22 protein-coding genes are annotated in these 20889 nt (G+C 66.2%); 13 read left to right on the top strand and 9 right to left on the bottom strand.

Annotated elements, in window-relative coordinates; translation table 11 throughout:
* Positions 1–14 precede the first annotated feature (14 nt).
* The 7 genes from ccmD to ABD024_RS09885 all read right to left on the bottom strand — a co-directional run bounded on the left by ccmD (position 15) and on the right by ABD024_RS09885 (position 5991).
* Positions 15–230, bottom strand: a complete 216-nt coding sequence (ccmD, locus tag ABD024_RS09915) for a heme exporter protein CcmD (RefSeq protein WP_343852107.1) — start codon at positions 228–230, stop codon at positions 15–17.
* Positions 227–985 carry a heme ABC transporter permease gene (locus ABD024_RS09910; RefSeq protein ID WP_343852105.1) on the bottom strand — a complete coding sequence of 253 codons (759 nt, stop codon included), beginning with the start codon at positions 983–985 and terminating at the stop codon, positions 227–229. Before ABD024_RS09910 ends, ccmD begins: the two co-directional genes overlap by 4 nt.
* A gap of 6 nt (positions 986–991) precedes the next feature.
* Positions 992–1678 (bottom strand): heme exporter protein CcmB, encoded by a 687-nt coding sequence (ccmB, locus tag ABD024_RS09905; RefSeq protein WP_343852103.1) that lies wholly within the window; start codon positions 1676–1678, stop codon positions 992–994.
* A gap of 51 nt (positions 1679–1729) precedes the next feature.
* Complete coding sequence (ccmA, locus tag ABD024_RS09900; RefSeq protein WP_343852101.1) at positions 1730–2365, bottom strand: cytochrome c biogenesis heme-transporting ATPase CcmA; 636 nt, start codon at positions 2363–2365, stop codon at positions 1730–1732.
* A 61-nt stretch (positions 2366–2426) separates the two neighbouring features.
* Positions 2427–2834, bottom strand: coding sequence for a DUF3293 domain-containing protein (locus ABD024_RS09895; protein ID WP_343852099.1), 408 nt, complete (start codon positions 2832–2834; stop codon positions 2427–2429).
* Complete coding sequence (locus ABD024_RS09890) at positions 2827–4230, bottom strand: FAD-dependent oxidoreductase (RefSeq protein WP_343852097.1); 1404 nt, start codon at positions 4228–4230, stop codon at positions 2827–2829. Before ABD024_RS09890 ends, ABD024_RS09895 begins: the two co-directional genes overlap by 8 nt.
* 213 nt (positions 4231–4443) lie before the next feature.
* Positions 4444–5991, bottom strand: coding sequence for a M4 family metallopeptidase (locus ABD024_RS09885; RefSeq protein WP_343852095.1), 1548 nt, complete (start codon positions 5989–5991; stop codon positions 4444–4446).
* A gap of 308 nt (positions 5992–6299) precedes the next feature.
* Here ABD024_RS09885 and ABD024_RS09880 point away from each other — a divergent pair, with 308 nt between their 5' ends.
* Positions 6300–7016: an RNA polymerase sigma factor gene (locus ABD024_RS09880; protein WP_343852093.1), complete on the top strand. Its 717-nt coding sequence runs from the start codon at positions 6300–6302 to the stop codon at positions 7014–7016.
* A gap of 90 nt (positions 7017–7106) precedes the next feature.
* On the opposite strand, the gene ABD024_RS09875 is transcribed toward ABD024_RS09880, so the two are convergent.
* The gene (locus tag ABD024_RS09875; RefSeq protein WP_343852091.1) at positions 7107–8708 is read right to left on the bottom strand and encodes an Ig-like domain-containing protein; all 1602 of its coding nucleotides are present in this window, start codon (positions 8706–8708) and stop codon (positions 7107–7109) included.
* 471 nt (positions 8709–9179) lie between these two features.
* Between ABD024_RS09875 and gspG the strand changes: the two genes are divergently transcribed.
* From gspG to gspF, 12 genes are all read left to right on the top strand, one after another.
* Positions 9180–9614, top strand: a complete 435-nt coding sequence (gene gspG, locus ABD024_RS09870) for a type II secretion system major pseudopilin GspG (protein WP_343852089.1) — start codon at positions 9180–9182, stop codon at positions 9612–9614.
* Positions 9602–10150, top strand: coding sequence for a GspH/FimT family pseudopilin (locus ABD024_RS09865; protein WP_343852087.1), 549 nt, complete (start codon positions 9602–9604; stop codon positions 10148–10150). Before gspG ends, ABD024_RS09865 begins: the two co-directional genes overlap by 13 nt.
* The gene (gene gspI, locus ABD024_RS09860) at positions 10128–10523 is read left to right on the top strand and encodes a type II secretion system minor pseudopilin GspI (RefSeq protein WP_343852085.1); all 396 of its coding nucleotides are present in this window, start codon (positions 10128–10130) and stop codon (positions 10521–10523) included. Before ABD024_RS09865 ends, gspI begins: the two co-directional genes overlap by 23 nt.
* A complete protein-coding gene (locus tag ABD024_RS09855; protein WP_343852083.1) occupies positions 10520–11119 on the top strand; it encodes a type II secretion system protein GspJ in 600 nt (199 codons plus the stop codon). The genes gspI and ABD024_RS09855 overlap by 4 nt, the downstream gene beginning before the upstream one ends.
* Positions 11116–12036: a type II secretion system minor pseudopilin GspK gene (gene gspK / locus ABD024_RS09850; protein ID WP_343852081.1), complete on the top strand. Its 921-nt coding sequence runs from the start codon at positions 11116–11118 to the stop codon at positions 12034–12036. The genes ABD024_RS09855 and gspK overlap by 4 nt, the downstream gene beginning before the upstream one ends.
* On the top strand, positions 12033–13247 hold the full coding sequence (gene gspL / locus ABD024_RS09845) for a type II secretion system protein GspL (protein WP_343852079.1): 1215 nt from the start codon (positions 12033–12035) through the stop codon (positions 13245–13247). The genes gspK and gspL overlap by 4 nt, the downstream gene beginning before the upstream one ends.
* Positions 13244–13732, top strand: a complete 489-nt coding sequence (gene gspM / locus ABD024_RS09840) for a type II secretion system protein GspM (protein WP_343852077.1) — start codon at positions 13244–13246, stop codon at positions 13730–13732. The genes gspL and gspM overlap by 4 nt, the downstream gene beginning before the upstream one ends.
* Positions 13729–14535 (top strand): type II secretion system protein N, encoded by an 807-nt coding sequence (gene gspN, locus ABD024_RS09835; RefSeq protein WP_343852075.1) that lies wholly within the window; start codon positions 13729–13731, stop codon positions 14533–14535. The genes gspM and gspN overlap by 4 nt, the downstream gene beginning before the upstream one ends.
* A gap of 103 nt (positions 14536–14638) precedes the next feature.
* Positions 14639–15076: a type II secretion system protein N gene (locus ABD024_RS09830; protein ID WP_343852072.1), complete on the top strand. Its 438-nt coding sequence runs from the start codon at positions 14639–14641 to the stop codon at positions 15074–15076.
* A gap of 37 nt (positions 15077–15113) precedes the next feature.
* Entirely contained in the window at positions 15114–17213 is a 2100-nt protein-coding gene (gene gspD / locus ABD024_RS09825) for a type II secretion system secretin GspD (protein WP_343852070.1), read from the top strand.
* Between the two features lie 7 nt (positions 17214–17220).
* The gene (gspE, locus tag ABD024_RS09820; RefSeq protein WP_343852068.1) at positions 17221–18696 is read left to right on the top strand and encodes a type II secretion system ATPase GspE; all 1476 of its coding nucleotides are present in this window, start codon (positions 17221–17223) and stop codon (positions 18694–18696) included.
* 4 nt (positions 18697–18700) lie between these two features.
* Positions 18701–19906: a type II secretion system inner membrane protein GspF gene (gene gspF, locus ABD024_RS09815; protein WP_343852066.1), complete on the top strand. Its 1206-nt coding sequence runs from the start codon at positions 18701–18703 to the stop codon at positions 19904–19906.
* An 86-nt stretch (positions 19907–19992) separates the two neighbouring features.
* Here the strand turns inward: gspF and phbB are convergent, their stop codons facing one another.
* On the bottom strand, positions 19993–20754 hold the full coding sequence (phbB, locus tag ABD024_RS09810; RefSeq protein ID WP_343852064.1) for an acetoacetyl-CoA reductase: 762 nt from the start codon (positions 20752–20754) through the stop codon (positions 19993–19995).
* Positions 20755–20889: the final 135 nt, after the last annotated feature.

Below are 20889 nucleotides of genomic sequence, written 5' to 3'. Positions count from 1 at the left end.
CGGGAGCCGCCCCCTCAAGGGGATGGTGGAGTGGGGATGGAGGTGCTGCCGGCGCGATCCTGGCGTACTTGTTGACGTGCCAGCCGTGCGCGGAGTTCCCGCAGCACGCGGTGACGGCGCACGCGCGGCGCGACAGTGTCGGCGATCAGCACGATGAAGAACACCGCGTAGGCCGGCCATACATAGGCGGCATAACCGCCCATCGCAAAAAAGTGCTGCAGGGCGCTCATCGGTAGGCCTCGTCTTCGGCGATCTTGCGCACCCAGTCCTTGCCGCCTTCCAGCGCCAGCAGGTCGCTGCGCACGCGGCGGAACAGGCTGGCGGCGTAATAGAACTTGGTGGCCAGCATCATGGTCAGCAGCGGCCACAGCATGTCCCAGGACATCTTGGACTGGCCGAACACGTTGACCGTGCTGCCCTGGTGCAAGGTGTTCCACCAGTTCACCGAGAAGTGCACGATCGGCACGTTGATGATGCCGATGATCGCCAGGAACGCCGCGGCGCGCGCGCCCTGGCGGCGATCCTCGAACGCGTGGTACAGCCCGATCACGCCCAGGAACAGGAACAGCAGCACCAGCTCGGAAGTGAGCCGCGCGTCCCAGGTCCACCAGGTGCCCCACATCGGTTTGCCCCACAGCGAGCCGGTGACCAAAGTGATGAAGGTGAATGCCGCGCCGATCGGCGCCGATTCCATCGCCACCACCTCGGCCAGCTTGATCCGCCACACCAGCGCGATGAACGAGGCCACGCCCATGACCGCGTAGATGAACATGCTCATCTCGGCGCTGGGCACGTGGATGTAGATGATGCGGTAGGCATCGCCTTGCTGGTAGTCGGCCGGTGCCAGCACCAGGCCGCCGTACAGCGCGACCGCGCCGAGCAGCAACGCCAGCGTCATCGCCCATGGCTGCAGCGTGCCGGCGAAGCGGTAGAACGTCGGCGGCGAGCCGAGCTTGTGCAACCAGAGCGGGATCCAGTCAGCCATGATCAGTCATGCGTCCAGGGCAATACGAAGAGCTGCCGCGCAGGCCAGTGGCGCCAGTACCACGGCCAGCACCAGCGCGGCAGCGAGCCAGGCGATCGGTGCGAGCCATGGCAAACCCTGTTGGGCGGCCGCGACAGCGCCGGCGGCGAAGATCACGGCTGGCACGCAAAGCGGCAGCAACATCAAAGCGAGCAGCATACCAGAGCGCCGGGTGCCGGCCGTCAGCGCCACCAGCACCGCGCCGAGCAGGCTGAGCAGCGGCGTGGCCAGCAGCAGCGCCAGCAACAGCACCGGGATCACCGCGCCGGGCAGGTGCAGCATCGCGGCCATCAACGGCGCGATCACGATCAGCGGCAACGCCGTGGTGATCCAGTGGGCGAGGATCTTCATGCCCAGCAGCAGCGCCAGCGGCTGTGGCGCCAGCACCAGCTGTTCCAGCGAGCCGTCCTCGATGTCGCTGGAGAACATCGCGTCCAGCGCCAGCAGCATCGCCAGCAACACGGTGACCAGCACCACGCCGCCGGCGATCCGTTGCAGCAGAGTGTCCTCCGGCCCCAGCGCGAACGGGAACAGCATGGTCACGATCAGCGCGTACAGCACCGGCATCGCGATGTCGCCACGCCGCCGCCAGGCGAGGGTGAGGTCGCGCCGCAGCATCGCGGCGCAGGCGGTGGCGAGGTCCGGACGGCTCATGGCTTTGCTCCCGCCGGCAGGAAGAGGAGCCCATGCATGAGGTGTTGTGCGTCAGTCATGCATGCGGATCCGTCGCGGTTCGCCGCCGTGGAAACTCACCGTGCCGTGACTGGTGACCATGGCTGCGCCACCGGCGTCGGTGTGGCTTTCCAGCAAGTCGTTCACCAGCGCGATACCGATGCGGTCGAGGTTCGCGTACGGCTCGTCGAGCAGCCACAGGGTGGCCGGCAGCAACAGCAGGCGGGCCAGCGCGGCGCGCTTCTTCTGGCCGGCGGACAGCCGGCGCACCGGCTCGTCCTCGTAACCGCGCAGGCCGATCCGGGCCAGCACCGTCGCCACGCGGGCGTCGTCGCGGTAGCCGTGCAGGCCGGCGGCGATGCGCAGGTTCTCGCGTGAGCTGAGATCCGCCTTGAGGCCGAGCTGATGGCCCAGAAACAGGATCTCGCCGGCGCAGCGGTCGCGCTGCAGCGGCTCGCCGCGCCAGTGCAGTTCGCCGGCGTCGATGTGGAGCAGGCCGGCCAGCATGCGCAGCAAGGTGGTCTTGCCGCTGCCGTTGTCGCCCTCGACCAGGGCCAGTTCGCCCGCATGCAACTGGAAATCCAGCGGCGCAAACACCGGTTCGTCCTGGCGATGGAAACTCAAGGCCCGCGCTTCGAGCAGGGGCGTGGCGGTGCGGCTGGCAGTCATTGCCCTGATTGTCCGCAATGCCGGTGGCGCTTGTCCATGCGGCGCGCTGCCGCTGAGCGGGTCAGTCCAGCACCCGCAGCAGGGCGGCGCCGTCAGCTTCGCCGTGCACGTAGGCCAGTTGCCCATGGATTCTGGCCAGCTTGTCCAGCGCCTGGATGCCCGCTCCCACGACGAACAGGCTGGGCTCGCTCCAGCCGGAAGTACCCACCCCGAGGGCCGGATGGACGGTGACACCGGGCTGGTTCTGCAGCGCGGCCAGCAGTTCGCGTTGTGCGGCCAGGTTCTCTGCCGGCGGGCGTCGGCGCGCGTGCGGGTTCCATGCCGTGATGAAAGCCCACGGGCGCGAGCCGACCGCGCCTGCAAGCTGGGCCGGCAAGGGCAGATCCACGCGTATCGTTGCCCAGGTCACGGTGTCCAGGCAGACATGGTAGGCGGTGGCGTGAAACGCCTCGAGCAGGGCCTCATCCATGGCGCAGTCCCGGCAGTGGCGCCAGCTTCGACTGGAACAGCCGCGCGGCGGCTTCGATGTCGATATCCGCCACGTTCGGCGTGTCGCGCAGCAGCTGTTCCAGCAGTCGGTCCTGCGCACGACCGCGTTCGAGCGCGTAGGCATAGGGCACGTGGGTGAACGTCACCAGGCGATAGCGTGCCATGTAATGGCCGGGGATGCGTTCAGCCAGCAAGGCGCCCAGTTCGCGCTTGGCCAGGTAGTGCGGGTCGGCCACCGAATCGCGCATCTCCACGTAGTTTTCCAGCGCCATCGTGGCGATCGCGTCGGCGTTCGGCTGGCGCACGCGCTGGAATTCGGCGAACACTTCGGCGCTGTCGTCCGGCGCCTCGGCCAGCAGGTTCGCCAGCACCACGGTGTCCTCGAAGCCGCAGTTCATGCCTTGGCCGTGGAACGGCACGATTGCGTGCGCCGCGTCGCCAAGCAGCAGCGCGCGGCCGTCCAGGTGCCAACGGTCGAGGTACAGCGTGGACAGCGTGCCGACCGGATGGCTGTCGAAATCCTCGTCGAAACGCGGGATCAGCGGCAGCAGGCCCGGGAACTGTTCGCGGAAGAACGCGGCCGCGGCCGTGGCGTCGGGCAGGCTGGCGAAGCTCGGCGCGGCGCCCTGTGCCGGCAGGAACAAGGTCACCGTGAAGCTGCCCTCGGTATTCGGCAGTGCAATGCACATGTAGCCGCCGCGCGGCCAGATGTGCAGCGCGTGCGGCTCCAGCGCGAACTGGTCGCGACCGCCGCTGAGCCGCAGCACGGCAGCGGGCAATGCACCGGCCGGCGGAATCTCCAGTTCCTTGTAGCCGTGGCCGAGCGATTCGATCCGCTCGCCCAGCGGCGCATGCGCGTTCATCGCCGCACGCACCGCGGAGCCGGCGCCGTCGGCGCCGATCAGCAGCCCGGCATCCAGTTCGCGCTGCACGCCCGCCTCGTCGGCGAGCCGGATGCGCTGCCGCCCGAAGTCGGCGCCGACCAGCGACTGGCCGAAATGAAAACGCACGCCGACCGCCTCGGCCGCATCCAGCAGCAGCATGTTCAGCGCGCCGCGCGAAACCGACCAGATCACCTCGCTGTCGTCCACGCCGTAGCGCTGCAGGCCGCTGTTGCCGTCACGGTCGTGCACCATGCGCCCGCGCATCATCACCGCGCGCTGCAACACGTCGTCGGCCAGACCGGCCGTGCGCAACGCCTGCAGTCCGCGCTCGGCCAGTGCCAGGTTGATCGAGCGGCCACCAAGGAAACCAGCCAGCCGCGGATCAGGTCGTTTCTCGAAAACCTCGACGGCGAAGCCGCGTTGCGCCAGCTGCTGCGCCAGCAGCGCGCCGACCAGGCCGCCGCCGATGAGGGTGATGGGTTGCTGCGCCATGCTGCGATCCGTGAAAGGAATCCGCCCACTGTTCCGCAAGCGAAGCGGGACTGCAATCCCGGGCGGCCCATTTCGTGCTGCAAAGGCGTCGCCGTGCAAGGTGTTCGCGTGCGGCGCCGATGAAGTCGGCATGGGTGCCGCGGTCTCTCGAAGGCAACAAGAAGGGCCGACCCTGGCGGGCCGGCCCTTCCTGACCACGTACTTCCTTGTTGCTTACTGGCAGGTCACGCCGACGGCGTTGAATGCCGCCACCACGTCACTGCGCGAGTAGCCGTAGTCGTCCGCCGCGGTTTCCACGCCGCAGGCGCCGGCGTTGAACGTGGAAGTGGCCGTCCAGTACATCGCGTTGGCGCGCGCGAAGACCTCGAAGGCCTTCTTCGTGTTCCAGTTCGACGACTTCGCCAGCGTGCAGAACGCCTTGTTGTAGACACCGCTGGAATAGTGCACGTCCAGCGAACTGGTGTAGTTCGCCGCGTTGTCGATCGAGCCGCCGTCCAGTGTCGGCGTGCACATCCAGCGCAGCGCGGTGCCGTTCTTGATGATCTCGGCACCCACCAGCCAGTCGTTGTGGCCGCGGTCGAAGTACTCGGCCGCTTCGCCGGCCATGTCCGAGAACGCCTCGTTCATGCCGCCGGACTGGCCGGAGTACTGCAGGTTGGAGTTCTGTTCGGTGAAGCCATGGCTGATCTCGTGGCTGGTGACGTCCAGCGAGGTCAGCGGATAGAAGTAGCTGGCGCCGTCGCCGAAGTTCATCGACGAGCCGTTCCAGAACGCGTTCTCGTAGTTGCGGCCGTAGTGCACGTTCATCACCAGCGAAAAGCTCAGCGGTGGCGCACCGAGCCAGTTGTTGTACATGTCGTGCACGACGCTGCCGAAGTGGTGTGCGTCATTGATCGGCGAATAGGCACCGTTCGCGGCGTCGCCGCTGCTGGTCGGGCAGATGAAGCTCCACAGCGTGCCCCGGCGCGTGCTGCCGGCCATGTTGTTGGTCTTCACGTCCGGATTCTGCATGGTGCAGGTGGAGCCGGACTGGGTGACGGCGAGCGCCGCATAGTCGGTACCGTAGAAGTACTGGCCGGTCTTCAGGTTGCCGCCGGCGCCGGTGGCGAGGGCGGGGGTGCCGGTCGTGCCGCCGCCACCCGGCTTGCCCTTGGTGGTGAGGCCCTCCCAGGACTGGATCACTTCCCCGGAATTGGCGTCGATGATGGCCATCGGGCGTGTCGGCGCGCCATTGCGGTCGACGAAGAATGAGGTGACGTAGGCAAGACGCGCGCGGTTGCCCTCGGCGTAGACGTACAGATCGCTCTTCGCGTTCTGGATGTCGCTGTCCTGGATGCCGTTGACGCCGATGCCGAACGGCAGCAGGCCGGCGTGAGCACGCAGCAGGGCGGTGGCGCGGGCGCCGCTGATGGCGGGAGCGACCGAGGCGATGTCATGGCCGATCCCGCGGGAAATTTCGCCGCTGACGCCGAGTACGTTGCCGCTGCCGTCGTGCTCCACCACGACATGGCGGCCGTACACGGGCACGCCGCGGAATGTCTGCTGCTCACGGGTTTTCAGGGTCCCGTGGGCGGTGTGTGCCTGCAGGCGTGGCGACAGCGAGGCATCGGCGTCCAGGCCGATGCGGCTGGCGAGGGCTGCGGGCGCGATCTTGCCCATGGATTGAGCCTGGACGCGCGTGTGCGTGGCGGCACCGGCGTCGGACATGGCAGCCAGGCCGATGGCGCCCAGCAGCGCAGCGGCAAGTGGTTTGTGCATCATCAGTGTTTCCCCTCCTCGTGAATTGGAAAGACGCTCCGGCCGGTTTCCCCGGCTGGGTGCGTCTTGCGGTCCGGCGCGCGAGAAGTCCCCCCCAGGACAGATGGGCGACCGGATCGCAGGAAACTACGGCCACACCTAGTCCGGGTCAATGCCCATATTTCTTAGCCAGCGCTGTCCATGGATGGACGAGTGCCGCGGACGCAGGATGCACTGGAGCGGCCGACGAAACTGGCCGGTTGCGGGTAGCAGCAAGGGTCGACCTAGGAACCGCCGGGCCGCTTTTGCATCCAAAGGGCATGCAAGGTCCCATGCCTCCGTCTGCCATTGCGGTGTTGATCGACTATGCCGTGCTGGACGACAACGCATTGGTCGGGCTGGTCGGACGGGGTGACCACGAGGCATTCCGGCACATCATGCAGCGCTTCGGCCGACTCCTGTTCCGGGTTGCCCGCGGGGTGGTCGACGACGACGCGGAAGCCGAGGACATCGTGCAGGAAACCTTCCTGCGGGCGTATCGCAAGCTCGATACCTTCCGTGGTGACGCACCGTTGCGGACCTGGCTGCTCAGCATCCTGCTCAACGAGGCACGCAGCCAGTTGCGCAAGCGGCACCTGATGGTTCGGCTGGACCAGATCGATTCGTCGGTGCTGGATCCGTACTGGGCGAGCCAGACGCGCTCCGATGTCGGCGCTGGCGACCCGGTGTCGCTCGCCGCCCGCGCCGAAATCCATCGGCTGCTCGCAGGCGCCATCGAGCGGTTGCCGGGCGCGTATCGCGCGGTCTACCGCTTGCGTGAACTTGAAGAGTGCAGTGTGGAAGAAACTGCTGCTCGCCTCGCTCTCAAGCCGCAGACCGTGAAGACCCGGCTGCACCGCGCGCGTCGTCTGCTGCGCCAATCGCTCGACGAAACCCTGGGTACCATGCTGAGCGACACCTTTCCGTTCCTGGGCATGCGCTGCGCAGGGATGACGGCGGTGCTGATGGCCTGGCTTGCCGTGGAAGAAAGCAGCGACACGAACGATTGACCTGACGTGTTGCCGGTAGCGGCGAGCGTCGATGGCAGCGGCAACCTGCGTGCAGGTTGCCGCTGCCTCGCTTCACCCATCACAGATGCACTACAGCGACTTCACGTACTGCGCCACGTCGGTGATCTCCGCACTGGTCAGCCCCAGCGACTTCTTCGTGTTGTACTTCGCCACCACGTCTTCGAGCGTGGCCGCCGAGCCGTTGTGGAAGTACGGCGGGTGCTGCCAGACGCCCTTCAGCGGAGCTGTGCGGTACTTTTTGGTCGCGGTGCGCGAGGCATAACTCGGCACGCCGGCAGCCTCCGGCTCGCTGGCGACTTCGCTCGGGTCGTGCAGGCGCGTGTTGGCGTCGGTGAACTCCGGACCACTGTGGCAGCTGGTGCATCCCGCCTTGCCTTCGAAGAGCACTTTGCCGCGCGCTGCGGCCGCCGTGTCGAAGCTGCCGGCCGGTGCTGCCGGTGCCGCGATCGATAGCTGATAAGCCTGCAGCGCCGGCAGCTTTGCGGTCACCAGGTCGTCAGTGCCATTGGTGATGTCGATGCCATTGCTGCCAATGCGTGTATCGGTGAAATTGCCGTGCCCACCCATCTGGGTCACGCTGACGTACCGGTTCCAGTAGGCCAGATCGTCGCCGTCGCCGGTCGCGATGATTTTATGGATGTTCTGCAACCCGTACGCTGGCGAAATCACCTGCGGCCCATTGATGCCATCCTGGTTGTAGCGCGGGTCATACATGCCCGGACCCCACGAGTTGTAGACCGCTTTTTGCGCCGTTGTCAACGCAGGCGACAGGGCAATGATCGCGCCCGGGTTCAGGTCGCGGTTGGGCCATCCGTCGAGTCGCTTGCCGATGCCGGGCGCAAAGGAATTGTCGACGGTGGAGTGGCACAACGCGCAGGTGATGCCGACGCGGGTCAGCGTGCTCTTGCCATTGACCGTCTCCACCGTGCCCTTGATGCCCACCACGGCGTCGAGGCTGATCAGCGCCAGCGTCGTGTCGGGGCTGGTCAAGCTGATGCTGCCATCCTGGATGCCCGCCACCACAGCCGGTGGCAGCGCTTCGGCGTCCACCTTCAGGCCAACGGACAAGGCCGTGGTCGGATCGACGGCCGCAGCGATGACATCGTTCATTTTCAACGTGTCGGTCCACGTTGTCTCGTCGCCGAACGTGTCGAACCGGAAGATGTTTTTGCCCTCATCAAGAAACGCAGTGTCGGTGACGGTCGAGAACGTCCATACGACATCCTTGGCCAGGGCCACTCCCGCGGAACCCTTGACGGCCGTGCTGATCGTCGCCGTGCAGGTGACGTTTGCCGGCATCGGCTCGGCGACCTCGGACTGTGCAGGGTTGGTGGGCGATTCGGCGATGCGCACGAACGTGGCTTTTTTGGTGGTCGCGTCATAGGTGACCGATCCAAAGGGCTCCGCGCCGGTGGGGCAGTTCACGCTGAAGTTGGCGCTCTTCAGCGTTGCCGGATCCATCGCCTGATCGAATGTTGCGCTGACCTCCGCAGTGTTCAAGACGCCGGTGGCGGCGTTGGCTGGCGTGGTGGAGACCACGGTCGGGGCCGGTGCTGCCTGCGGCGGGGCGGGCGCGTTATTGTGACCGGAACTGCCGCAACCGGCGAGGCTCACGCCGAGCGCAAGGGACACGGTGACTGGCAACCATTTTCTGCGTATGAACGTGCTCATGTGTTTTCCTCTTCGTTGAATGCCGAAAGTCAAAACGAAACGCTCTGCCGGTCTGATTTTTCTGCCGGTCTGATTTTTACGGCCACAGGTCTCCCTGCCAGCCGGCACAAACCCACACTCGAATCCCTCTTGACGTGTCGACGAACGCGTTGCCCGATGCGCGATAACGGCACCTGACTTGACCGGATGCCGGATATCAGCGCCCGTCCATCAACCGACGCAACAGCTTGCGGAAGGTTCCCGTCGTCGCGGCGATCGACGAGAAAATTCATGCGGCCGACGAAACGTTCGTGAGCCGAGTCGAGGTGTTCGCACGAAGCAGGCGGAACCTGCGAGCACCGACTTGCATCTCAACTTCGAAGGCCCGCTCGTGTTGGCCGCTCCGACGGTATCGACGCCGCAATCAACCGATCCGCATTGCGCAGCGGTACCTGATTTTCTTCGCCGCGCACATTCCTGGGTGATGCCACCATGCCATTTCGCGTTTCATCTCAACGTGGTTTCACCCTGCTCGAAGTGATGGTGGTTGTGGTCATACTCGGCATCCTTGCGGCGTTGGTTGTGCCGAAAGTGATGAGCCGACCGGACGAGGCGCGGGCGACCGCGTCACGACAGGACGTGGCCAGCTTGATGCAGGCCTTGCAGCTGTATCGGCTGGACAACCAGCGCTACCCGACGACCGAACAGGGATTGCAGGCGTTGGTGACCCGGCCGGAGTCCGATCCGATCCCGCCGAACTGGAAGCCCGAGGGCTATGTCGGACGTCTGCCCAAGGACCCCTGGGGCCACCCCTATCAGTATCTGAACCCGGGTGTGCATGGGGAAATTGATGTCTACGGGCTGGGCGCCGATGGTGCGGCAGGCGGCGAAGGCAACGCTGCCGACATTGGTTCGTGGATGTTGTGAGAGAGGCCTGCGCCCGGATACGAGGCGATCACCCGGCGCATGCCGGCGGCTTCACACTGATGGAGATGCTGGTCGTGGTTTTGATCATCGGCATCCTGGTCGGAACGGTGAGCGCCAGGTTGCAGCCGCGCAATCGCGACCTGTTGCGCGTCGAGGCCGGGCGGCTGGCGCAACTCATGGAACTTGCGGCGCAGGAAGCGCAGATCACCGGCACCGCCATCGCGTGGACGTCCGATGGTCATCGGTATCGGTTCTGGCGTCAGGGCCGTGACCAGGCCTGGTCGGAGATCCGCGATGATGATCTGTTGCGCGCGCGCACTCTGTCAGACGGCATCGTGATCTCGCAGCTGCGCAACGAGGCCGGAAGGACGCAGCCGGATTTGCGTCTGGAGTTTCCGTCCGACGGTTTGATGGCGGCATTCTCGATGGATCTGGCGCTCGGTTCGGACGGCTACGGCATCGCTGCCTCACCGATCGGCGATCTGCGGATAGCGCCCAGGCAGGGGGAAGCCCGTGACGACATGGCCGCGCGATAAGTCGATCGGATTCACCCTGGTCGAGGTGCTCGTCGCGATGACGATCGTCGCGGTGTCGCTGCTCGCCGCGCTCCGGGTCGCGACGCAGAGCACGAGCCATGTCGATGAACTGCGTGTGCGGCTGTTTGCCGGCTGGGTCGCGGCGGATCGTCTGGCCGAACATCACGCACGCGGTGACTGGCTGGCGGTCGGTGTACTGACGGGCACCCAGCGTCAGGGGAGTATCGAACTCGGTTGGCGCGAGGAAGTATCCAGCACGCCGAACCCGGCCTTTCGCCGCGTTGACGTCTATGTATTCGCGCCGCCGCAACCAGCGCATTTCCTCGCCCATGTCGCGGGCTTCGTGGTGAATCCTGCGGGGCACGCGCCGTGAACACCGGTCGATTTCGCCCAGCCGACGGGTTCACCTTGATCGAATTGCTGACGGCGCTACTGGTGCTTTCGCTGCTCTCCCTGATGGCCTATCGCGGACTCGGCGTGGTCATGGCGTCGCGTGACCGCATCCAGACCGAATCTGCGCAGTGGCGGCATGCGGCGTCGTTCTTCACGCGTTTCGAACGCGACGTGCGACTTGCGGTGCCACGTCGCGTGCGTGGCCAGCCCGTCAGCTTGCCGGCCTGGCTCGGCCAACCCGACGCGGTGCAGGCGCCGTTGCTGGAGTTCACCCGCTTTGCCGGAACGGGCGAAGCCGACACGCCGTATCGTGTCGGCTACGGCATCAATGGCGCTCACCAGATTGAATTGTGGATCTGGCCGGCGCTCGACCGCACCGCCAGCACGCTGGCAGCCCGTTACGTGGTGCTCGATGGCGTGAAGCGTCTGCGCCTGCAATACCTTGGCCCCGCGCTCACCTGGAACAGCGCCTGGCCGATGGCGTCGAGTGATCCACCGCTGCCGCTGGCCGTGCGTCTGGAATTGATCCTCGATTCGGGCGAAACCGTGGTGCGCGTCTTTGCGGTGCACTCGTGAATCGCCATGCGCACGGCGCAGCCTTGCTGATGGCGATGGCCATCATGGCGTTTGCGGCGGTGGCGGCCGCAGCGATGCTGGTGGCGTTGAGCACGTGGTCGCGCCAGTCCGGACTGACCGCCGACCACGTCCAGGCGGAGGAGTTGGTTATCGCCGGCGGCGACTGGACCCGCGCCATGCTTTACGACGACCGCCGTGCCAGCGGCGAGGTTGACTATCCCGGTGAACCCTGGGCGTTGCGTCTGCCCCCGATGCCGTTCGAGAACGGCGAGCTCGCAGGTCACATCGACGATCAGCAAGGCCTCTTCAATCTCAATAATCTGGTGCAGAACGGCAAGCTTGACGTCGTGCAGTACGCGCATTTCCAACGCCTGTTGTCGATCCTCGGTCTGCCTGCGGCGTTGGCGGATGCGCTCGCCGACTGGATCGACGCCGATGGCGTGGCGCAACCGGCGGGCGGAGCGGAGGATGCGTACTACGCTGCACTCGGTCATCCCTATCTCACCGCGAACCGGCCGCTGATTGATCTGGATGAGCTGGCGCTGGTGCGCGGGTTCGACCCGGACGTTCGCGCGCGACTGGCGCCTTTCGTGACGGCGTTGCCGACAACCACCGCACTCAACGTGAACACGGCTTCCGCCGAGGTTCTCGCTGCCGTGGTCGACGGTCTGGATCTCGACTCGGCACGACTGCTGGTCGCGGCCCGCAGTGGCATGTTCTATCGCAACAACGCCGACTTCCTGAGTCAGCTCGGCCGGAACGCGACCGTGCCCGAGTCGGACATCCGGGTTGGCAGCGACTACTTTCTGGTCACCTTGCGGGTGACCTACGGCAAGACGCTGGCCCGCGGCCAGCTGCTGCTGGCGCGGACCGACGCGACGCACTGGCCCGAAGTGGTGTGGCGGAAAACCCGATGAGCGTGCTGCGCATTTTCTGCCCGCTGGCCACGGCACCCACGACATGCGGGTGGGTGCTGCTCGATGACCATGGCGGTATCCAGCCGGGTGAGGGCGCGCTGGCACAATTGCCGCAAGGTGCCACACGCGTCCAGTTGGTGCTTGCCGCCAGTCAGGTGCTGCTCGTGCGGGCGCAACTGCCGGCGGCAGGCAAGCGTCGGTCCACGGCGCTGCTGGCCTATGCGGCCGAAGAGAAGATGGCCTCCGACCCGGACGCCAATCAGGTCGGCTGGCTGAGCCAGGTGGATGGCGACGACGTGCTTGTGGCCTTCAACCGGCAGCAGCTGCGGGGCTGGATCGACGCGCTGGGCGCCATCGGCCTCCACGTCGACGGCGTGTACTGCGAGACGCTGACCCTGCCGATCCGACGCGGCGAATGGAGTCTGGCCTGGAACGGGCAGGACGGTTATGTGCGCACCGGCGAGTTCGAAGGCGGCGCCACCGATTGCGGCGATCGGCAGACACCGCCGCTGGCGCTGCAACTGCTGCTTGAAGAGGCGCGGACACGCGATGCGGTGCCCACGTCGATCGCCCTTCATCCAGCCACTCCCGCCGCCCAGCCCGACCTCGACGCATGGGAACGCAGTCTGGGCGTCAATCTCCGCCTCGCGCCGGCGCACGACTGGCGCATCGCGCCGGCGATGACCGGGCCCCGGGTCAGTCAGGGCGGCCAGCACCACTGGCGTCCGTCGCCTGCCGCAGTCGCGCGCTGGCGTTCCGTCGGCTGGATTCTGCTGGCCGCGCTGGCGTTGCACTCGATCGCGCTGCTGACTGATCGCGTGCGGTTGGGGGGCGAGCAGCGCCAGTTGCACGCGCAGATGGAGGCGCGCTTTCGCGCGCTGTTCCCGGTCGCCGTCGCGGTGGCCGATCCGGTTCTGCAAACGCGTCGCCAACTGGCCCACGCGCGGCACGCCGCCGGCCAATCGGACGCCGGTGATTTTCCGGTCATGCTCGGCAAGGCCGTTGCCGCACTGTCCGGCGTGCAGGGCGCGAAGCTGCACGCACTGTCGTACGAGGACGGACGCCTGACGCTGGAGTTCATGGATCCGGGCAACACGCTCGCGCGCCAGATCGAAGGTCGCCTGAGCCAGGCCGGATTCGACTTCGAAGTTCCGCAAACCGCGCGCCGTCCCGGTCACGACACGCTCACGCTGACGCTGAGGTCGCCATGAAGCACGTGTTTCGCCAGTGGTGGGCATCGCGTTCCCCGCAGGAGCGCCGGGTGATCGTCGTGGTGGCGCTTGGGCTTGGCCTCGTGCTTTACGCATGGCTGCTGCAGGTAACCACGCATGCGCGCCGTCAGCTGATCCCGGCGGTTACCCAGCTGCGCGAGCAAGCAACCCATCAGAGTGGGCAAGCAGACGAGATCATCCGTCTGCGTGCGATGCCGAAGCCGCCGTCGTCGGCGACGGACCTGCGTCAGCTTGTGCAACTGCAGGTGGACGCCGGCGGGCTGACTCGCGCGCTGGTGAGCGTGGAGCTTGTGGACGCGGACCATGTGAAGCTCGTATTCGGCAGTGTCGCGTTCGCCGACTGGCTGACGTGGGCGGACAGCATGCAGGCCCAGCACCTGCGCCTGGCCGCAGTACGGATCGAAGCGCAGTCCGCAGACGGGCAGGTCAGCGTGACCACTACTCTCGAGCGGCCACAGCGGTGAAGCGCGGGCGCACATGGCGAGGCATCATCGCCGGCACCTGCGTGGTGCTCGGTGCCGGCGTGCTGTTCCTGATTGCGCTGGCGCCGGCAACGTTGCTCGATGTCGGCCTGCGACACGCCACCGAGGGACGACTGCGTCTGGCGCAGGCGCGCGGCACGTTGTGGTCCGGCGATGGGGTGCTGGAGGTTCGTGACGAGACCGGTCACGCCGTCGGCAAGGATCTGTCCTGGTCTCTGCAGACGCATGCGCTGTGGCGTGGACGTCTCGACTTCGCCGTCGCCATCGACCACGCCGGAGAAGCTTTCCCGGTGCGCCTGTCGATGCGCGGGATCGAGCTGTCCGGTGCCGACTTCTCGTTGCCCGCCAGTGCCCTCGGTGTGGCGATGCCCCAGATGGCAGCGCTCGGCCCGCGTGGCGAGCTCGTCTTCCACATCGCGAAGTTCTCGCGCGTTGGTGAAGCCCTCTCGGCCGACGCCGTGGTGACATGGAAGGACGCCAGCTCTGCGGTGACCGCGGTTGCGCCGCTGGGCAGCTACGAACTTCGTTTCAACAGCGTTGCCGGTGCATTGAGCGCGACGCTGCGCACCCTCAACGGCCCATTGCGCCTGGATGGTCATGGCTCGTGGCGCGGCAGCGGCGCGCTGGGGCTTTCTGCCACCGCGCGGGTCGATGCTCGCTATCGATCGCAATTGACACCGCTGTTGAGCCTGATTGCCGTCGAACGTGGCGACGGTGACTTTGTGCTTCAGCTCGGCCCGCCACTTGGCGGCGCCTTGTCCCCTGGAGGGCTGAAAGAGCCCTGACCAACCATCGACGCGGGAACCCGGCTCTTCCCGCGACCATCCAACCCATGCACAGAGAGGGAATAGAGACATGTCGTCGGGACGATCGGACATTGCGCAAACGGTGATCGCTTCCGCGTCGAAAGCCATCGCGTTGTCATTGCTTGGTTTCGTGCTGGCGTACTGGACCTGGGCGTGGTGTGCACCCTCACCGCTGCCGCGGGCCATGGAGATCCCCGCGCCGCCCGCTCATCTGGCCGCCGCGGGCAACTTGTTCGGCGTGGTGCAGGGTGATGCGCATGCTGATGCGCCGACCGGGCTGGCGGTCAAGTTGCTGGGTGTCATCGCCGGCCAGCCGGAAGGCTCCGGTTACGCGCTGTTGCAACTCGACGCCAGGGAAACCCGTGTGGTGCGCGCTGGCGGAGACCTCGCACCCGGCATACATGTCGAAAGAGTGCTTCCGCAACGAGTGATCCTGCAACGCAATGGATCGCGTGAAACGCTGGTCTGGCCGCACCCGGCCCAGACTCCCGCCACTACACCGGACAATCCAGCCCGATGAATATTCACAGGCCATCTTTTTCTCCATGCCGACACGCATGAAACATCACTGGCTGCAGGTTGCCTGCGTCGCTGCCGCACTGTTTTGCATGTATGTGCCGCAGTCGCTGGCTGCTGTGCCGGCAACGGAAAATTCGGCAGCGGACAACACGGTCACGCTCAACTTCGTCAACGCGGATATCGAGGGCGTGGTGAAGGCGATGGCGCAGATCACCGGCAAGAATTTCGTGATCGATCCGCGCGTCAAGGGCACCGTCAACATCATCTCGGCGCAACCGGTGGCGCGCGCCAACGTGTATGACGTCTTTCTGTCGGCGCTGCGCCTGCAAGGTTTCACGGCAGTCGAGGGCCACGGCCTGGTCAAGATCCTGCCGGAAGCGGACGCGAAGCTGCATCGCAACGACGTGGACGGCCAGCGCGCGGGCAGCGACGGAATACAGACGCGGGTATTCACGCTGACCCACCAGTCGGCAGTACAACTGGTGCCGACGTTGCGCCCGCTGGTGGCACCGAACAACACGATCACCGCGCTGCAGAACAGCAACACGCTGATCGTCACCGACTACGCCAGCAACCTGCAGCGGCTGGCGGGTATCATCGCGGCAATCGATCAGCCGGACGGTGCCGGTTCGGCGATGATCGTCCTGCATTACGCTTCTGCGCTGGATGCAGCACAGACCATCAATCGGCTGTTCGCGGCGCCGCCGCAAGCGGTGCAGACGCTGCAGGGAGCCGACCCGACCCAGCGCCTGGTCGTGATCGCCGATGCGCGTTCCAACAGCCTGCTGGTGCGCGCAGAAGACCCCGCACGGCTGGCACAGATTCGGCAATTTGCGGCCATGCTCGACTCACCGACCAGTGCCGCCGGCAACGTGCACGTGATCTATTTGAAGAATGCGGAGGCGGTGAAGCTCGCCGCAACCTTGCGCGGCATCCATTCGGGTAGCGCAGCGTCGTCGGCGCAGGCATTCGGTGCGAGCGCGCCAGCAGAGACGACGGCATCGAGTCCGATGGCCAACACCGGCAGCGGAACGCAGACGGCGGCAGGGAGCGGCAGGGAGCCGATGCTGGGCGACGCAACGGCACAGTCCGCCACCGAGACTGTGCCAGGCATCATCCAGGCGGATGCGGCCACCAACTCGATCATCATCACGGCGCCCGATGCGCTCTACAACAACCTGCGCGCTGTCGTGGAAAAGCTCGACGCGCGACGCTTGCAAGTCTACGTCGAGGCGCTGATCGTCGAACTCACCGCGAGCAAGGCGGGCGAGTTCGGTATCCAGTGGCAGGACCTCGGCGGCATCGGCAAGGCGGGCACGCAGGTATTCGGCGGCACCAACTTCGGCGGCGCCGGGCAGAACATCATCGGGATTGCGCAAAACCCGGCCAGCGCCGGCCCCGGCCTGAACATCGGCACGATGCGCGGCACCGTGACGATCGGTGGGGTGCAGATCCTGAACCTGGGCCTGCTCGCGCGTGCGCTGGAAACGGACAGCAACGCCAACATCCTGTCGACGCCGACGCTGCTCACCCTCGACAACGAGGAGGCGAAGATCGTGGTGGGCCAGAACGTGCCGTTCATCACCGGCCAGTACGCGGTCTCGGGCTCGGCGACCACGCCATCGCCGTTCCAGACCATCGAGCGCAAGGATGTCGGACTGACCCTGAAAATCCGTCCGCAAATCTCCGAAGGCGGCGTCGTGCGGCTGCAGATCTACCAGGAAGTGTCGAGTGTTGCCGACACCGCCAACCCCGCCGGGGTGATCACCAACACGCGCTCGATCGAATCCACCGTCCTCGTCAACGACGGGCAGATCATCGTGCTGGGTGGCCTGATCCAGGATGCCGTCAATGGTGGCGTTTCCAAGGTACCGGTGCTGGGGAATCTCCCGCTGCTGGGTGGGCTTTTCCGTTACAACAACCACTCGCGCACCAAGACCAATCTGATGGTGTTCCTGCGCCCGACGGTCTTGAGTGACGCGCAGCGTGCCGATGCGGTGAGCAGCGAACGCTACGACTATATTCGTGGCCAGCAGATCCACGCCGAGCCGGTGCGTGGCGCGGTCCATGGCAGCGATCCGCTGCCGCTGTTGCCGAGCCTTCCGGCTCCGCCGGCTGCGGCCGGCAGCCGGCAGTGATCTCGCCGTGCTGAGCAAACCACCCGTGCCGTACGCGTTTGCGAAAGCCAATGGCGTAGCGGTCATCGGACTGGGCGAAGGCGTCGCCGAAGCCGTCGTGCGCAACGGCGCGTCGGCGGCCGCGCTGGCCGAGCTTCGCCGCATTCTGGGCGTGCCGGTTCGCGCGCAACGCGTCAGTTCCGGCGAGTTCGACGAGCGCATCGCCACGCTGTACAACGGCGCTGGCGAAGGCGCGGCTGCGCTGGCGGATGACCTGGCGCAAGACCTGGACCTGTCCCGTTTGCTGCAGGAAATTCCGCGAGTCGAGGATCTGCTGGACAGCCAGAACGACGCGCCGCTGATCCGGCTGATCAACGCGCTGCTGACCCAGGCGCTGCGCGAGGGGGCGTCGGACATTCATATCGAGCCGTTCGAATCGCGCTCGGTGGTGCGCCTGCGCATCGACGGCGTGCTGCGCGACCTGATCGAGCCGGCGCGCGCGCTGCACACAGCCATCGTGTCGCGCGTGAAAATCATGGCGCAGCTCGACATAGCGGAAAAACGCCTGCCGCAGGACGGCCGCATTGCGCTGCGTGCGGCCGGCAAGCCGATCGACGTTCGCGTGTCGACGATTCCCACCGGGCACGGCGAGCGTGTGGTGCTGCGCCTGCTGGACAAGCAGGCCGGACGGCTTGATCTGTCGGCCCTGGGCATGGATCCCGCCGCCCTGGCGCAGATGGATACGCTGATCCGCGAGCCGCACGGCATCATCCTGATGACCGGCCCTACCGGCTCCGGCAAGACCACCACGTTGTACGCCGCGCTGTCGCGACTGGACCCCAAGGCGCTCAACATCATGACGGTCGAGGACCCGATCGAATACGACCTCGACGGCATCAACCAGACGCAGACCAACAGCCGCATCGACATGACGTTCGCGCGGGCCTTGCGCACCATCCTGCGGCAGGACCCGGACGTGATCATGATTGGCGAGATCCGCGACCTGGAGAGCGCGCAGATCGCCATCCAGGCCAGTCTTACCGGCCATCTGGTGCTCACTACGCTGCACACCAACGACGCGGTGAGCGCCGTTACCCGCCTGGTCGACATGGGCGTTGAACCCTTTCTGCTGGCGTCCAGCCTGATCGGCATCGGCGCGCAGCGACTGGTGCGCAAACTGTGTCTGGCATGTCGCACGCCACTCGCTGCCGACGCCATGCAACTGCACAGCCTCGGACTGACGTCCGCTGCGGGCAGCTTCCATGCATCGCGCGGATGCCCCGCCTGCAACCGCTCCGGCTACAAGGGGCGCACCGGCATCTACGAATTGCTCATGGTCAATGATGATTTGCGCCGGCTCATTCATGACCGCGTCGACGAACAGACGCTGCGCGAGCACGCCAGTGCCTGTGGCATGGGGTCGTTGCGCGAGGACGGCATGCGGCTGGCCGCCAAGGGCGTGGTGGGTCTCGAAGAAGTGCTGCGCGTCACCCGCGCGCGGTGATGTGATGGAGGCATTCCGCTACCAGGCACTCGACCTCGCGGGACGCGCCAAGTCCGGCGTAGTGCAGGCTGATTCGCCACGTCAGGCGCGCACGCAGTTGCGCGCGCGTGGCTTGTACCCGGAGCGCGTCGACCGCGTCCGCAACCGGGAACGTGCGACGCAACTCTGGTCACGCGGTATCCCCGCGGCCGAGCTGAGCCTGTTGACGCGCCAGCTGGCGACCCTGCTGGCATCCGGTCTGACCATGGAGCACGCACTGACCGCGTTGATCGAGGAAGTCTCGGCCCCGAAAACGCGGGAGGTGCTGGGTGGCGTCAAATCCGAAGTCACCACCGGGCTGTCGCTTGCCGCCGCGCTGGGCGTGTACGGCCGCAACTTCCCCGACTATTACCGGGCACTGGTGCGTGGTGGCGAGGAATCGGGGGCCTTGCCGAACGTGCTGCAGCATCTGGCCGACTATCTGGATGCACGCCAGTCGCTGCATCAGAAGACCAGCCTCGCGTTGCTGTATCCGGGCTTGGTGACCTTCGTGGCCATCTGCGTGGTGACCGGGTTGCTGGTTTATGTCGTGCCGCAGATCGTGCAGGTTTTTCAGCAGTCGCGACAAAGCCTGCCGCTGCTCACTCGTGCCCTGATCGCGGTCTCCGATTTCCTGCGCGGCGCCGGGCTTTACCTGGTCGCCGCCGGCATCTGCGCCGCGATCGGTGCGCGCGCCGCGCTCCGGCACGATCGCTACCGGCGCCGCTGGCACGCTTGCGTGCTGCGCCTGCCGTGGCTCGGGCTGGTCATCCGGGGTCTGAACACCTCACGCTTCGCCAGTACGCTGGCCATCCTCGTCGGCGGTGGCGTGCCACTGCTGGCGGCGCTTGATTACGGCGCCAACGCGATGTCCAACCTGGTCATGCAAACCGGCATCAAGGCCGCCATCGAACGCGTGCGCGAAGGCGACACCCTGGCACGGGCGTTGGGTACGACGCACATCTTTCCGCCGCTGATGATTCACCTGGTGGGTAGCGGCGAAGCCAGCGGCAAGCTCGAGCACATGCTCGAACGCGCGGCGCAACTCGAAACACAGACGCTCGAACGACGCCTGGCGGTGCTGCTGACCTTGCTCGAGCCGGTCATGATCCTGGTCATGGGTGGCGTCGTGCTGGTGATCGTCATGGCCATACTGCTGCCGATCATGGAAATCAACCAGCTGGTGCATTGACCCGTCGGTCGCTGGCGTGGGGCCACGTGCGCTGTTTGGGGTTTCCGGTTTGCGGGCCGGCTGCTGCCGCACGGGCGGCGCGGTACTCAGAAGCTCATGAAATAGCCGCCGTTGACCGGCAGGTTGGCACCGGTGATGTAGCCGGCGTCATCGGCGCTGAGGAAGGCGACGGCGCGGGCGATGTCGGCGGGCGAACCGAGCCGGCCGATCGGGATGTCGGCAACGATCTGGGCGCGGATTTCGGCGGAGACGGCGGCGACCATCGGGGTGTCGCAGTAACCGGGCGAAACGGTGTTGACGGTGACGCCCTTGCGCGCGGTCTCGCGTGCCAGCGCCATGCCGAAGGCGTGCACACCGGCCTTGGCGGCGGAGTAGTTGGTCTGGCCGAACTGACCGGTCTGGCCGTTGACCGAGCTGATGTTGACGATGCGGCCGAAGCCGCGCGCGGTCATGCCCTCGACCACGTTGCGGCACATGTTGAACACGCCGTCCAGGTTCACCCGCATCAGTTCGTGCCATTGCCGCGGCGTCATCTTGCGCAGGCTGGCGTCGCGGGTGATGCCGGCGGCATTGACCAGCACGTCGATGCTGCCGTGACGTTGCTCGATGCGTTCGACCAGTTGCTGGCAGCTGTCGAAGTCGCTGACGTCGGCCGGCTCGAACGCGATGGCATCGCCGAAATCGGAGGTTTCAGCGTGGAATGCGGCCACGCGGTCTTCGCGTGAAGCGAGGTCCAGCGCGATCACCCGGCGGCCGGCCTGGGCCAGCTGGCGGCAGATTTCCGTACCGAGGCCACCGATGCCGCCGGTGACCAGTGCGACACGCTTGGGCAGAGCGGATTGGCTCATGGCGGTTCTTCCAGAGGCTTGATCATGCCGCAGGGCAGCACGTGTTGTGCTGCAGCGATCGGATCGGTGGGAAACAAACGAACGGCGCGTCGATGCGCGCCGTCGGCCGGGCTGGAATCAGCCGGATTTCTTGCG

The organism is Rhodanobacter soli (assembly GCF_039523495.1).
GTDB lineage: Bacteria > Pseudomonadota > Gammaproteobacteria > Xanthomonadales > Rhodanobacteraceae > Rhodanobacter > Rhodanobacter soli.
Note: the sequence above shows the minus strand (reverse complement) of the source record. Positions and strands in the feature narration are given on the sequence as shown.